The organism is Roseovarius indicus (genome assembly GCF_008728195.1).
GTDB lineage: Bacteria > Pseudomonadota > Alphaproteobacteria > Rhodobacterales > Rhodobacteraceae > Roseovarius > Roseovarius indicus.
Window position 1 is genome coordinate 3,353,125 of record NZ_CP031598.1, and the last position, 13,858, is coordinate 3,366,982.

14 protein-coding genes are annotated in these 13,858 nt (G+C 65.1%); 12 read left to right on the forward strand and 2 right to left on the reverse strand.

Annotated elements, in window-relative coordinates:
• The 5 genes from RIdsm_RS15985 to RIdsm_RS16005 all read left to right on the forward strand — a co-directional run bounded on the left by RIdsm_RS15985 (window position 1) and on the right by RIdsm_RS16005 (window position 4,050).
• Window positions 1-348, forward strand: coding sequence for a DUF2849 domain-containing protein (locus RIdsm_RS15985; RefSeq protein ID WP_057818539.1), 348 nt, complete (start codon window positions 1-3; stop codon window positions 346-348).
• Window positions 341-2,008, forward strand: coding sequence for a nitrite/sulfite reductase (locus RIdsm_RS15990; protein WP_057818541.1), 1,668 nt, complete (start codon window positions 341-343; stop codon window positions 2,006-2,008). Before RIdsm_RS15985 ends, RIdsm_RS15990 begins: the two co-directional genes overlap by 8 nt.
• Window positions 1,995-2,729 carry a phosphoadenylyl-sulfate reductase gene (locus tag RIdsm_RS15995; RefSeq protein WP_057818543.1) on the forward strand — a complete coding sequence of 245 codons (735 nt, stop codon included), beginning with the start codon at window positions 1,995-1,997 and terminating at the stop codon, window positions 2,727-2,729. Before RIdsm_RS15990 ends, RIdsm_RS15995 begins: the two co-directional genes overlap by 14 nt.
• Window positions 2,726-3,133 (forward strand): DUF934 domain-containing protein, encoded by a 408-nt coding sequence (locus tag RIdsm_RS16000; protein ID WP_057818545.1) that lies wholly within the window; start codon window positions 2,726-2,728, stop codon window positions 3,131-3,133. Before RIdsm_RS15995 ends, RIdsm_RS16000 begins: the two co-directional genes overlap by 4 nt.
• 71 nt (window positions 3,134-3,204) lie before the next feature.
• Window positions 3,205-4,050, forward strand: coding sequence for a ferredoxin--NADP reductase (locus tag RIdsm_RS16005; RefSeq protein WP_057818547.1), 846 nt, complete (start codon window positions 3,205-3,207; stop codon window positions 4,048-4,050).
• An 89-nt stretch (window positions 4,051-4,139) separates the two neighbouring features.
• On the opposite strand, the gene RIdsm_RS16010 is transcribed toward RIdsm_RS16005, so the two are convergent.
• A complete protein-coding gene (locus RIdsm_RS16010; protein WP_057818549.1) occupies window positions 4,140-5,246 on the reverse strand; it encodes a hypothetical protein in 1,107 nt (368 codons plus the stop codon).
• Window positions 5,247-5,407: 161 nt separating this feature from the next.
• Between RIdsm_RS16010 and infC the strand changes: the two genes are divergently transcribed.
• The 7 genes from infC to RIdsm_RS16045 all read left to right on the forward strand — a co-directional run bounded on the left by infC (window position 5,408) and on the right by RIdsm_RS16045 (window position 12,612).
• The gene (gene infC, locus RIdsm_RS16015) at window positions 5,408-5,992 is read left to right on the forward strand and encodes a translation initiation factor IF-3 (RefSeq protein WP_338049620.1); all 585 of its coding nucleotides are present in this window, start codon (window positions 5,408-5,410) and stop codon (window positions 5,990-5,992) included.
• Between the two features lie 240 nt (window positions 5,993-6,232).
• Entirely contained in the window at window positions 6,233-7,939 is a 1,707-nt protein-coding gene (locus tag RIdsm_RS16020) for a peptide ABC transporter substrate-binding protein (RefSeq protein WP_057818551.1), read from the forward strand.
• A 74-nt stretch (window positions 7,940-8,013) separates the two neighbouring features.
• Window positions 8,014-9,021, forward strand: coding sequence for an ABC transporter permease (locus RIdsm_RS16025; RefSeq protein WP_057818553.1), 1,008 nt, complete (start codon window positions 8,014-8,016; stop codon window positions 9,019-9,021).
• The gene (locus RIdsm_RS16030; protein WP_057818555.1) at window positions 9,014-9,979 is read left to right on the forward strand and encodes an ABC transporter permease; all 966 of its coding nucleotides are present in this window, start codon (window positions 9,014-9,016) and stop codon (window positions 9,977-9,979) included. The genes RIdsm_RS16025 and RIdsm_RS16030 overlap by 8 nt, the downstream gene beginning before the upstream one ends.
• Window positions 9,980-10,196: 217 nt before the next feature.
• Window positions 10,197-11,234 (forward strand): YeeE/YedE thiosulfate transporter family protein, encoded by a 1,038-nt coding sequence (locus RIdsm_RS16035; RefSeq protein ID WP_057818557.1) that lies wholly within the window; start codon window positions 10,197-10,199, stop codon window positions 11,232-11,234.
• 61 nt (window positions 11,235-11,295) lie between these two features.
• The gene (locus tag RIdsm_RS30525) at window positions 11,296-11,865 is read left to right on the forward strand and encodes a DUF4177 domain-containing protein (protein WP_236553363.1); all 570 of its coding nucleotides are present in this window, start codon (window positions 11,296-11,298) and stop codon (window positions 11,863-11,865) included.
• Window positions 11,866-11,988: 123 nt separating this feature from the next.
• Entirely contained in the window at window positions 11,989-12,612 is a 624-nt protein-coding gene (locus tag RIdsm_RS16045; RefSeq protein ID WP_057818559.1) for a J domain-containing protein, read from the forward strand.
• A 15-nt stretch (window positions 12,613-12,627) separates the two neighbouring features.
• Here the strand turns inward: RIdsm_RS16045 and RIdsm_RS16050 are convergent, their stop codons facing one another.
• A complete protein-coding gene (locus RIdsm_RS16050) occupies window positions 12,628-13,854 on the reverse strand; it encodes an MFS transporter (protein WP_057818561.1) in 1,227 nt (408 codons plus the stop codon).
• Between the last annotated feature and the right edge of the window lie 4 nt (window positions 13,855-13,858).

Below are 13,858 nucleotides of genomic sequence, written 5' to 3' on the forward strand. Positions count from 1 at the left end.
ATGGCTAAACCATTCACCCCCAAGGTTGTCACCGCCAACGCCTTGATCGAGGGCGACGTGGTCTACCTCGCTGCCGATGACAGCTGGACCCGCGAGCTCTCGCAGGCCGAGCTTCTGGAAGACGAGGCCGTCGCCGACGAGCGCCTGCTCTTCGCCTCGGCCCAGACCGAAACCGTGGTGGGCGTCTACCTCGCCGATGCCACGGCGGGCGAAAACGGCCCCGAACCCACCCACTTCCGCGAGGATTTCCGACGCACCGGCCCCTCCAACTACTTCCACGGCAAGCAATCCGAAGGGCTGGCCCCGCAAGCGGCAAGCCCCGAACAGGAGACGCAGACCCATGTATGACTATACAGAATTCGATGCGGCCTTCGTGGCCGAACGCAACCGCCAGTTCCGCGCCCAGGTCGAACGCCGCGTCGCCGGCCACCTGACCGAGGACGAGTTCAAGCCCCTGCGCCTGATGAACGGCCTCTACCTCCAGCTGCACGCCTACATGCTGCGCGTGGCCATCCCCTATGGCACGATCAGCAGCCGCCAGATGGACCAGCTCGCCTACATCGCCGAGAAATGGGACAAGGGCTATGGCCACTTCACCACCCGGCAGAACATCCAGTACAACTGGCCCAAGCTGCCGGACGTGCCCGACATGCTCGATGCGCTGGCCGAAGTGAACATGCACGCCATCCAGACCAGCGGGAACACCATCCGCAACGTCACCGCCGACCATTTCGCCGGCGCCGCGGCCGACGAGGTGGCCGACCCCCGCCCCGTGGCCGAGCTGCTGCGCCAATGGTCCACCGACCACCCGGAATTCCAGTTCCTGCCCCGCAAGTTCAAGATCGCCGTCACCGGCGCCGAGAATGACCGCGCGGTCATCAAGGCGCACGATATCGGCATCCAGATCGTCGAGCGCGATGGCGAAATCGGCTATCGCGTCGTCGTGGGCGGCGGCCTCGGCCGCACGCCGATGATCGGCAAGTTGCTCAACAACTTCGTCTCGCAGGAAGACCTGCTGCCCTATGTCGAGGCCATCGTCAGCGTCTGGAACCTGCTGGGCCGGCGCGACAACAAGTACAAGGCGCGCATCAAGATCACCGTGCATGAGCATGGAATCGATGACATTCGTGCCCGCGTAGACGAGCGCTTCAAGGCGATCCGCCCGGCCTTCACGGGCATCGATGTCGAACTCTTCGAGGACATCAAGGCGGCCTTCGCGGCCCCCGCCTTCCGCGAGGACAGCACCGCCGTCTACGAGACCGCCTACAAGACCGACCCGATCTTCCGCGCCTGGGCCGACACCAACCTCGCCCAGCACCGGGCGCCGGGCTACGCCATCGTGCAGATCAGCCTCAAGGCCCATGGCGAAACCCCCGGCGACGCCAGCGCAGACCAGATGCGCGTGATGGCGGATATCGCCCGGAAATACGGCCATGACGAGCTGCGCATCAGCCACGAGCAGAACGTGATTCTGCCGCATGTCCACAAATCCGACCTGCCGGCCATCCACGCCACGCTCAAGAAGCACGGGCTGGCCACGGCGAATATCGGGCTCATCTCCGACATCATCGCCTGCCCCGGCATGGATTACTGCGCGCTCGCGACCGCCCGCTCGATCCCCATCGCGCAGGAGATCGCCAACCGCTTCGACGAGCTCAAGCTCGAGCACGAGATCGGCGACATGAAGATCAAGATCTCGGGCTGCATCAATGCCTGCGGCCACCACCACGTGGGCCATATCGGCATCCTCGGGCTCGATCGCGCGGGCGTCGAGAATTACCAGGTCACGCTGGGCGGCGACGGCACGCAGGACGCGGCCATCGGCACCCGCACCGGCCCCGGGTTCTCGGCCGACGAGATCATCCCGGCGGTCGAGCGGATCGTCTATGCCTATCTCGAGCTGCGCGAAGGCCCGCAAGAGACCTTCCTGCAAGCTTATCGCCGCGTCGGAATGGAGCCGTTCAAGACGGCCCTTTACGAGAAGGCCGAGGCCTATGCCGCTGAATGATCTGGAAAAAACCGCCGCGAGCCTGAACGAGCGCTATCGCCATCACTCGGCGACCTCGGTCCTGGCCCATGCCCTGCGCGACCCCGACGCCGGAGAGCTGGCCCTGGTTTCGAGCTTCGGCGCCGAATCCGTCGTGCTCTTGCACATGGTTTCGGTCGCCAGGCGCGACACGCCGGTGATCTTCCTCGACACCGAGCTGCTCTTTGCCGAAACGCTGGTCTACCAGCAGGAGGTCAGCGAGCGGCTCGGGCTGACGGATGTGCGCGTGATCCACGCCGACCGGGCCGAGGTTGCCCGCATCGACCCCGACCAGACGCTGAACCAGCGCGATACCGATGCCTGCTGCAACCTGCGCAAGACGGTGCCGCTTCAGCGCGCGCTGAAACCGTTCGACGGCTGGATCACCGGCCGCAAGCGGTTCCACGGCAACGGCCGCGAGGCGCTGGAGTTCTTCGAGGTCGAGCCGGGCACCGGCCGGCTGAAGGTCAACCCGCTGGCCCACTGGCGCCCCGAAGACGTGCAGACCTACATGGAAGAAAACCGCCTTCCGCGCCATCCGCTGGTGGCCAAAGGTTACCCGTCGATCGGCTGCATGCCCTGCACCTCGCCCGTAAAAGAGGGTGAAGACATTCGCGCAGGCCGTTGGCGCGGCGAAGATAAATCCGAGTGCGGCATCCATTTCGTGGATGGCAAACTCGTCCGGACAGGAGTTAACGCATGACCGTAATCGTGACCGACACAGGGTTCGCGCCCGATGGCTTCAACGGCGAATTCGTGGCGCTGGACGAGGCGCAGGACAGCGCCACCGCGCTCGACCTGCCCTCCGACACCGACCCCGCTTCGCTGTCGGGCCGGCTGGAGGGCGTCGAGACCATCCGCGTCGATTTCCCCAGCTTCGCCGATGGGCGCGGCTTCACCATCGCCCGCCAGCTTCGCCTGATGGGCTTTGCCGGGCGCCTGCGTGCCAGGGGGCACGTCATCGCCGACCAATACGCCATGGCCCGCCGCGCCGGGTTCGACGAGGTGGAAATCTCCGACGAGCTCGCGCAACGCCAGCCGGAAGACCAGTGGCAGTTCCGCGCAGACTGGAAGTCGCATGACTACCAGGCCCGCCTGCGCGGATAAGACCCCCTTCACCTGACCTGAATCAAAGATTAGTAGGAGATGTCGGTTTAACCCACCGGCAGGATGCATTCATGAACGAGACAGTGACCGTGACCGAAGCCAAGGCCGTGAAAGTTCCCACCCTGCCCGACGCGCAGACCGTGACCTCAGTAAAGCACTGGACGGACCGGCTGTTTTCCTTCCGTGTGAGCCGCCCCGCCAGCCTGCGATTCCGCTCGGGCGAATTCGTGATGATCGGCCTGATGCAGAAAGACGAGAAGACCGGCAAGGAAAAGCCCCTGCTGCGCGCCTATTCCATCGCCTCGCCGTCCTGGGATGACGAGCTGGAATTCTACTCGATCAAGGTGCAGGACGGCCCGCTCACCTCTCGCCTGCAGCATATCGAGCCGGGCGACCAGATCATCCTGCGGCCCAAGCCCGTCGGCACGCTGGTGCATGACGCGCTGCTGCCCGGCAAGCGGATCTGGTTCTTCGCCACCGGCACCGGCTTTGCCCCCTTCGCCTCGCTCCTGCGCGACCCGCAGACCTACGAGGACTACGACGAGGTCATCGTCACCCACACCTGCCGCGAGGTGGGCGAGCTGCAATACGGCCATGACCTGATCGAGTCGATCCGCTCCGACGAGATGCTGGCCGAACTGATCGGCGAAGGCTTCCACGAGAAGCTGCGCTATTACCCCACCACCACCCGCGAGGAGAGCGCCAAGATGGGCCGCATCACCGACCTGATGCGCAAGGGCGAGGTGTTCGAGGATCTGGGCGTCGAGCCGCTCAGCCCCGAAACCGACCGCGCGATGGTCTGCGGAAACCTCGCCTTCAACCTCGAATTGAAGGAAATGCTCGAGGAATACGGCCTGCGCGAAGGCGCCAATTCCGACCCGAAGGAATACGTGGTCGAGAAAGCCTTTCTGGATTAAGATCCAGACGCAACCATATTGATTTAAAAATGAAAAACCCGCGCCGGACTTTCCGGCGCGGGTTTCGTTTCTGTCGATCTGTCCCGGGTTCAGAGACCCAGCGCCTCGCGGGCCGCGGTCAGCGCGGTTTCAAGCTGCTCGGGGTTGCCCGCAGCCTCGCGCAGGGTCTCGATCAGCACCGTGCGCCGGATCGCGTCGAGATCCGACGCCTCGATCATCTCGACCGCCCGGTCGAGATTGAAGCCATCGACCGTGAACAGCTCCTCGGCGTCGGCACCCTCGACGCCGACCTCTGCGGCCGCATCCGCCGATGCACCGGTGTCGGCACCCTCGGTGGTGTCCATCGACTCTTCCATCGCCTCTTCCGTGGCCTCGGCGGTGTCGGCCGCTTCGTCCTCTGTGGCTTCCATGGCTTCCTCGGCTGCCTGCTCTGCTTCCTCGGCCGTGTCGTTGGTGATCTCGATGATCTCGTCCTCGGTGGCCTGCGCCGCATCATCCGCCGTCTCGGCCGCGCTCTCTGCGGCCTCTTCGGTGGCCTCAGCCGCGTCGCTGGCGGTTTCTTCCGTGGCCTCCGCCGCGTCGTCTGCCGCCTCTTCGGTTGCCTCGGCGGCATCACCGGCAGTGTCTTCGGCAGCTTCCATCGCGTCGCCCGCCTCTTCAGCCGCCGCGTCGGCCGTGCCTTCCGCGGCCTCCATGGCGTTGTTCGCGGCGTCCTCGGTCGCCTCGACCGCGTCACCGGCGGCCTCTTCCGTGGCCTCCATCGCGTCGCCCGCGGCATCCTCTGCGGCCTCGGCAGCCTCAGACGCGTCATCCACGGCATTGTCCGCCGCGTCATCGACGGCCGCGGCGGCGTCTTCCACGGCTTCTTCCGCAGTATCGACCGCATCCTCGGCCGCCTCGGTCGCGTCTGCCGCAGCGTCTTCTGCCGCTTCAGTGGCCTCGTCCAGCGCCTCGGCGGCCTCCTCGGCCATGCCTTCGGTGGTGTCCGTCGCCTCTTCCGATGCGGCTTCGGCCGCTTCGGCGGCTTCCTCGGCGCTCTCGCCCGCGGCGTCAGCAGCCTCGCTTGCCTCTTCGGCAGCCTCGGTCGCCGCTTCGTCGGCCGTGCCCAGCACCTCCTGCACCGATTTCCCGGTGAAAAGCAGGTACCCGCCGCCGATAACCAGAACCGCAATGATGATCCAAAGCAGGTTTCGCATGATCGTTCCCCTCAACAGTGGCAGCCCCCGCGAGCGGCGGCTTTCTATTTCCAAGTATCTACATGACAATTCTATCAGAAAAGGCACAAGGGGAAAGCGACCCGCTTTCGGCCCCGACCCGCTGATTTTGCAGCTTGAAACGCCCCTTACGGGACGCTACCTTGCGCACTCAAACAATCACGACACGAAGGAACAAAGCCATAGCCCGCAGACCCCATAACGCGCCCCCGACGCGCGACACCGGCCCCCGCGTCAACGAAAAGATCCGAGCACCCGAAATCCGGCTTATCGGCCCGGAGGGTGAAAATATTGGCGTGGTGACCCCAGAAAAGGCTATGGACCTGGCCTACGAGGCCGAACTCGATCTCGTGGAAATCTCTCCGAACGCAACGCCGCCGGTCTGCAAGATCATGGACTACGGCAAGTACAAGTACGAGCAACAGAAACGCGAATCCGAAGCGCGGAAGAAACAGAAGGTCATCGAGGTGAAGGAGGTGAAATTCCGCCCCAACACCGATACGCATGACTATGACGTCAAGATGCGCAACGTGATGCGGTTTCTCGAGAGCGGCGACAAGGTGAAGGTCACCCTGCGCTTCCGCGGCCGCGAGATGGCCCACCAGGACCTCGGCCGCGAGCTGCTCCACCGCGTCGCCGGCGATGTCGAAGGCGTCGGCAAGGTCGAGAACATGCCCAAGATGGAAGGGCGGCAGATGATCATGATCATCGCCCCGGCCGGCAAGTAGGCAGCCCCGCCCCGACAATCTGACACGATCACGACCTCCCGCCCCGCGCGGGAGGTTCTGTTTTGCGCCCCGTCGCCTTGCACGGAATCGCTGACGTAGGGGGCGGTCGCGCGGAATTTCTTGATATTCGCGTTGTCTGCGTCACTATCAGGGCGCGAACCAAGAAGAACGGGACGCGCCCTGGTAGTGGGTCGAGTTCCGCAGAAGAGACGATACATCGTCCATCATGGGAGAATCGAAATGAAATACAGAAACTTTCTCTACGGGGGCATTGCCGCCGCCGCCCTGGCGCCCATGGCGCAGGCCGAGCGCGGCTCCGACGGCCAGGTCGGCATCATCTACTGGCAGGCCCCTTCGATCATGAACCCGTACCTGTCGGGCGGCACAAAGGATCTCGAGGCCGCAAGCCTCGTGCTCGAGCCGCTGGCGCGTTACGACGAAACCGGCGCGATGGTGCCGTGGCTTGTCGACGAGGTGCCCACCGTCGAGAACGGCGGCGTGTCCGAAGACCTGACCTCGATCACCTGGACGCTGAGCGAGGGGTTGGTGTGGTCCGACGGCTCGCCCGTCACCTCGGAAGACGTCAAGTTCAGCTGGGAATACTGCACCGCCGAGGGCGGCGGCTGTGCCCAGATCGAGAAATACGGCGGCATCGAAAGCATCGAGACGCCGGACGAGCTGACGGCGGTGGTCAAGTTCAAAAACCCCAAGCCCTTCCCCTACACCGCCTTCGTGGGCGCTCAGTCGCCCATCCTGCAAAAGGCGCAATTCGCCGATTGCCTTGGCCCCAAGGCGCCCGAATGCACCGAGCAGAACTTCAACCCGATCGGCACCGGCCCCTTCGTCGTCACCGATTTCCGGCCCAATGACGTCATCACGCTCGAGGCCAACGACAACTACCGCGACCCTGAAAAGCCGGCCTTCGCGTCGGTCGTCCTGAAGGGCGGCGGCGATGCCACGGCGGCGGGCCGCGCGGTGCTGGAAACGGGCGAGTTCGACTACGCCTGGAACCTGCAACTGGCACCCGACGTGCTGGCCAACATGCAATCGGCCGGCAAGGGCCAGATCGTGTCGGGCTTCGGCACGCTGGTCGAACGGATCATGGTCAACCAGACCGACCCCTCGCCCGATCTCGGCGATCGCCGCGCGACGCTCGACCATCCCCACCCCTTCCTGACCGAAAAGGCCGTTCGACAGGCACTGTCGATGGCCATCGACCGCGAATTGCTGGTCGAGATCGGCTATGGCGACGCGGGCCGGGTGACCTGCAACGTGCTGCCGGCGCCCGAGGTCTATGCCTCGACCGCCAATGACGCGTGCAAGACGCAGGATATCGAAGGCGCCAAGGCCCTTCTGGAAGAGGCTGGCTGGACCGACACCAACGGCAACGGCATCCGCGACAAGGACGGGGTGGAGCTATCCATGCTGTTCCAGACCTCGACCAACGCCGTGCGGCAGGATTTCCAGGCCTTGATCAAGCAGTGGTGGTCGGAACTCGGCGTCGAAACCGAGCTGCGCAACGTCGATTCCAGCGTCTTCTTCGGCGGCGACCCGGGCAGCCCGGACACGTTCCAGAAGTTCTTCGCGGATGTCGAGATGTACGCCAACAACTTCGACGGCACCGACCCCGAGGCGTATATGTCCAACTGGCATTGCGACCAGATCCCGGCGCCCGAGAACCAGTGGCAGGGCAACAACATGCCGCGCTTCTGCAACGAGGAATACAACGCCCTCGTCGACGAGATGCAGCAGACCGGCGAGCTCGAGAAGCGCGCCGAGCTTGCCAAGGCGATGAACGACATGCTGATGCAGGAATACGTGATCATCCCGCTTGTCGACCGCGGCCGGGTCTCGGCCCATTCCAACAGCCTGGGTGGCGTGGTGCTCAACACCTGGGACAGCGAGCTGTGGAACGCGGCCGACTGGTACCGCAAGGAAACCAACTGATCGCTTGCCATGTCCGGGCGCGGAGGATACCTGCGCGCCCGGTGAACGGCGACTATCAGGGGGTGCCGGGCTGAATGCTGACCTATACGATCCGCCGGCTGATCCTGTCGGTTCCGACGCTGCTGTTCATCGCGCTCGTCATCTTCCTTCTGCTCGAGCTGGCGCCGGGCGACCCGATGGCGCAGGTGCCCTTGACGGTGCCGCCGGAGGTGAAGGCCCAGATGCGCAAGGCGCTGGGGCTGGGCGAGCCCACGCATATCCGCTTCGGCAAGTGGCTCTGGCAGTTCTTCGTCGTCGAACCCATGGTGCTGACCGACCACCTCTTCGGCACCGAGTTCGCCGCCGAGAAACAGCGCGTCATAAGCTGGCAGACCCGCTCGCCGGTGATGGATATCGTCGTACAACGGATGCCCCAGACGATCTGGGTCGTGGCGATGGCCTATGTGGTGGGCGTGCTGATCGCCCTGCCCATCGGCATCTACTCGGCCTACCGCCAGTACTCCATGTTCGACCAGGTCGGCACCTTCGTCACCATGGTCGGCTACTCCGTCCCGCCCTTCTTCTCCGGCGTGCTGGTCATCGTGATCTTCTCGGTCCAGCTGGGCTGGCTGCCCTCGATCTATGACACCACCCACCGCGTCGTCGACTGGGAGACCTTCGTGGTCCAGCTCAAGCAGATGGTCATGCCCGTGATGGTGCTGGCGTTACAGACCACCGCCCAGATCTCCCGCTTCATGCGCGCTTCGATGCTCGACAACCTCAACCAGGATTACGTGCGTACGGCCCGCGCCAAGGGCCTGTCCGAGCGGATCGTGGTGATGGTTCACGTCCTGCGCAACTCGATGATCCCGGTGATTACCGTCATCGCCCTCGGCGTGCCTCAGATCTTCGGCGGCGCGATCATCACCGAGCAGATCTTCAAGGTGAACGGGCTGGGCCAGCTTCTCATCACGGCCATCCAGGCCAACGACCTGCCGATGGTGCAGACCGTCACCTTCATGCTGGCGGTGCTGATCGTCCTTTTCAACATCGTGGCCGACCTACTCTACGGCCTGCTCGACCCGAGGATCCGCTATGACTGATCCGAAACCCGACACACCCCAGCCCAAAACCCCGGCCCCCACCCCGCTGGGCGCGCTCTCCGATCCGCAGCCCACCGCTCCGCCGCATAGCCAATGGCGCGATGTCTGGGATCAGTTCAAGCGCCACCGCGGCGCGTTGGCGGGCGGTATCATATTCCTGCTGATCATCGTGGTGGTCTATCTCGGCCCGCTCGTCTGGACGATCGACCCCACCTATATCGACATCCGTGCCCGCAACGAGGGGCCGTCGCTGGCACATCCCTTCGGCACCGATCAGCTGGGCCGCGATACCTTCGCCCGGATGATGGCCGGCGGTCAGACCTCGATCGCCGTCGGGCTGACGGCCATGCTGCTGGCCCTTGGCCTTGGCAGCCTGATCGGCGTGCTGGCCGGCTTCTTCCGCCGTCTCGACGGCCCGCTCATGCGGCTCACCGACCTCTTCCTCTCGCTGCCCCTTCTGCCGCTGCTGCTGGTGATGGTGATGCTCTTCCGGCAGGCGCTCAGCACCACCTTCGGGCCCGAGACCGGCATATTCATCCTGATCGTCTTCGCCATCGGCGTGACCAGCTGGATGCCCACGGCCCGTGTGGTGCGGGGCGACGTGCTGGCCCTGAAGGAGCGGGAGTTCGTCCTTGCCGCCCGTTCGATCGGCACGACCAACTTCCACCTCATCACCCGCCACGTTCTGCCCAACGTGCTTTCGCCGATCATGGTTTCGGCCACGCTGGGCATCGCCAACGCGATCATCACCGAGTCGGCGCTCAGCTTCCTCGGCCTCGGCTTCCCGCCGGATTTCCCCACCTGGGGCCGGCTGCTGAACGACGCCACCGTCTACCTGCAGGATTACCCCGAGCGGGTCTTCTGGCCGGGGCTGGCGATCTCCCTCACGGTGCTGTCGGTCAACTATCTCGGCGACGGGCTGCGCGATGCGCTCGACCCGCGCATTCGAGGCCGTTAAATCGCCAGACCCGCAAATAAGAACTCCGTCGCGCCACGCGAGGCGCAGGGAAAACGTTCAGCCCAGCATGCGTCTGCATCTGGAAAAGTGTTCCTTTGCCACCCGACCAACAGAACGATTTCCCGAAACATCCGAGATATTCACAGGTCAGAATACTTGATCGACACCGGAATCCGCGACACATGGGAAAAAATTCCTCCTATCCACCGAGGCTGCCATGTTTGAAGAATTCGGTTTCGAAACCCTCACCGCCCCGCAGGCGGTTGTCTGGTTCGCGCTCGCCCTGGGCCTTGCCTTCGGGGCGCTGGCACAGATCACCCGCTTCTGCCTGCGCCGCGCGCTGGTCGGCGAAGACCGCAAACAGGCCGCCGGTGTCTGGCTGACGGCGCTGGCCGTGGCCGTTCTGGGCACGCAGGCGGCCGTCGCACAGGGCTGGATCGACTTCGGCGACCACCGCTTCATGGCAGCCGACATGCCGGCGCTCGCAATCGTGGTGGGCGGGCTGATGTTCGGTGTCGGCATGGTGCTGACGCGCGGCTGCATTTCGCGCCTCACGGTGCTGACCGCCTCGGGCAACCTCCGCGCCCTCACGGTCGTGGTCATCTTCGCCATCACCGCCCACGCCGCCCTCAAGGGCGTGCTGTCGCCGCTGCGCACGACACTCGGCTCGGTGACGCTTCCGGTCGACAGCGCGGCCCTTCCCGGCAATCCGCTGATCTGGACCGTGGTCATAGCGGCGGCGGCGCTGCTTTTCGCCCTGCGCTCCGGCAATCGTCCCGTCATGCTGGCGCTCGCCGCCCTGATCGGCCTGCTGGTGCCGCTAGGATGGGTCGGCACGGGCTTCCTGCTCTACGATGATTTCGACCCGATCGCGATGGAATCGCTGGCCTTCACCTCGACCATGACCGAGTCGCTGTTCTTCACCGTGGCCTCCACCGCCATTCCGGCAGGGTTCGGCGTCGGGCTTGTCGGCGGGGTTCTGCTCGGCGGGCTGGCTGCGGCGCTGCTCTCGGGCGGGTTCCGCTGGCAAAGCTTCAGCACCCCGGCAGAGACCGGCCGCTACCTTGCCGGCGGTGCGCTGATGGGCTTCGGCGGCGTCATCGCCGGCGGCTGCACCGTCGGTGCGGGCCTCTCGGGCATTCCCACGCTGTCGATGGCTGCCATCCTCGCGGTGGCCGCGATGGCCGTGGGCGCGCTTGCCACGAACCGCGCGCTGAACGCCGTTCCCGCCGCACGGCCGCATCCCGCCGAGTAAGCCTTGCACTGAGCGCCTTTACCGCTAGGATGCACGCCGCATTTCAGCAAAGGCAGGCGGCATGACGCGCTATACATACAAGGTAATCCCGGCCCCCGCGAAAGGTCGCAAGGCCCCGGGTGTCAAAGGCGCCGAAGCGCGCTTCGCCTACGGGCTCGAAGAAGCGATCAACGAAATGGCGGCGCAGGGTTGGGAATATCTGCGCGCCGATATCCTGCCCAGCGAGGAACGCCAGGGGCTGACCTCGACCGCCACGATCTACCGCAGCGTGCTTGTCTTCCGGCGCGAGGCCAGGGGCACAGGGTCCGAGGAACGCCCCGTGCCGTCGCTCACCGCGCGCCGCGGCCCGCCGACCGAGGAAGAACTGGCATTCACGCGCAGGGCCCCTGTCGTCGATGCGGTGGCGCATGATGTCGTCGAAGAGGACGTGGAAACACCCGCCGAAGACCCTGCCGTTCTGGAAGCAGAAGACCGCGCCGCCAATGACGACACCCCCGTCCGTGGCGATGACACGCCAGACGAGCCCGGGGATGACGCACCGGCCGAAACCGATGATCCGGACACCGACGAGGACCAGGACGAGACCACCGAGGCGCCCGCGGACGATGAAGAAGACAGCCCTCGCCGCTAACCCGGCGCAGGGTGCATCGTCACCCGCGAATTATCGCCTCTCGACGGTATTTTTACCAACTGCCCTCTTCAATTTGCCGATCAATAATCTAAACTCTCCGATCTGACTCGCAGAGGGAAGCCCATGTCCAAGAGTGACCCATTCGGATTCGATATTTCAGTCGGTGCCTCGAAGAAGAAAAACCCCCGCGGCCGGCGGGGCATGTCGGGTGCGTCCGAGACCTCAACCCGCGTCTGCGAGAAAGAGGGATGCAACGAGCCCGGCAAGTATCGTGCGCCCAAGGCGCCCGACGTGCTGGATGACTTCTACTGGTTCTGCAAGGACCACGTCCGCGAATACAACAACACGTGGAACTTCTTCGACGGCACGACCGAGGCCGAGATGAACGCCCAGATGTCGAAGGACAAGGTCTGGGAACGTCAGACCAAGGCGTTCAACGACCCCGAGGCGCGCGCCTGGGCCCGGCTGGGCATCGAGGATCCGCACCAGGTCCTGGGCGGCAACGCCACGCAGAACCCCGGCAAGACCCGCACGAACCAGCGCAAACTGCCCCCGACCGAGCGCCGAGCCCTCGAGATTCTCGAGGCCGAGGATCATTGGTCGAAGGCGGATATTCGCAAGGCTTACAAGGCGTTGATCAAGGTTCTTCACCCTGACATCAACGGCGGCGACCGCAGCCAGGAAGAACAGTTGCAACAGGTCGTCTGGGCCTGGGACCAGATCAAGCCGAGCCGGAACTTCAAATAGGCCCGCAAAAGGGCCCTAGGGGGTAACCGGCTCCGGCTCCTGCCCCACCCGGCGCGCGCCAAGACGCGGGTGCAGCGTGGCCGCCAGCCCCCAGCACCCGCCAAGCGCCAGCCCGGCCAGCGCGAACACGCCCGACACCGGCGCCACCAGCAGAACCAGCCAGGCCGCGCCCGGCGTCAGGATCCCCGACACGTCGCGGAAGCTGGAATAGACCGCCGACATTTCCGTGCGCTCCGACGGCTTCACCGACATCAGGAACGGCAGCCCGCCGCAGATATCGAGCAACACCAGGAAAGCCGACGCGCAGAACAGCGCCGCCAGCGCGAAGGGCGGCGTCGGCGCCAGCACCCAGCCCGCGAAGAACAGCAGCCCGGCACAGGCGAAGCCCGTGCGCACCGCGATACGCACCGTGCGCCGCTGCATCCATCGCAGCATCACCGGGGTCAGAAACAGCGTGGCATTCGTGGCCGACATCATGAAACCGCCGGTCTGGGGGTCGAGCCCGCTCTCGACCGCATAGATCGGCAGGTAGACCACGTAGGCCCACCACCCGCACGACCGGATGACGGCAAAACTCCACCCCACCACCAGCCGTGGCTGGGCAAAGAACCGGCCGAGATAGCGCAGCGGGTTCGCCGCAGGCCGTCGCGCCCGGGTGATCAGTTTGCCATTGCCGAGCCGCATGATGAAAAACAGCGTCAGCAACCCGCAGATCGCCGCCGCCGAAACCAGAAACGGCGCCGGCGCCCACCACTGCATCAGCGTCACGCCCGCAACCGGGCCGATGGTCCAGCCAAGCGCGCCGTAGAACATCCGCAGCGTTTCGCTCCGGCCCAGCTCCGCGCGTTCGACATAGTCGAGCACGTAGGCGTTGAAGCAGACGAAAAGCGACACCGTGGCCACCGTGACCATCACCAGCCCCCCGACGACGCCCGTGCCCCCCGTGGCCGCCAGAAGCGCGCCGGACAGGAAAAGCGTACCGGCCCCGGCATACAGCCACCGGCGCGGAATGAACCGGTTGAGCCACGGCACGAGCAGCCCCGCGATCAGCGACAGGACCCCGGTCAGGAAATAGATTTCCGAGACGACCTGTGCATCGCCCATCGCCTGGTACATCGCCACCGGGAAAACCGAGACCAGCATGCCACGTGCCACCGCCTCGGCCCCCGCCAGCATGGCAAAGCCGCGCATCGACGGCGCTGGGGCATGGCGAAGCCATTCGGGTATGCGGCGCTCGAACATCTGC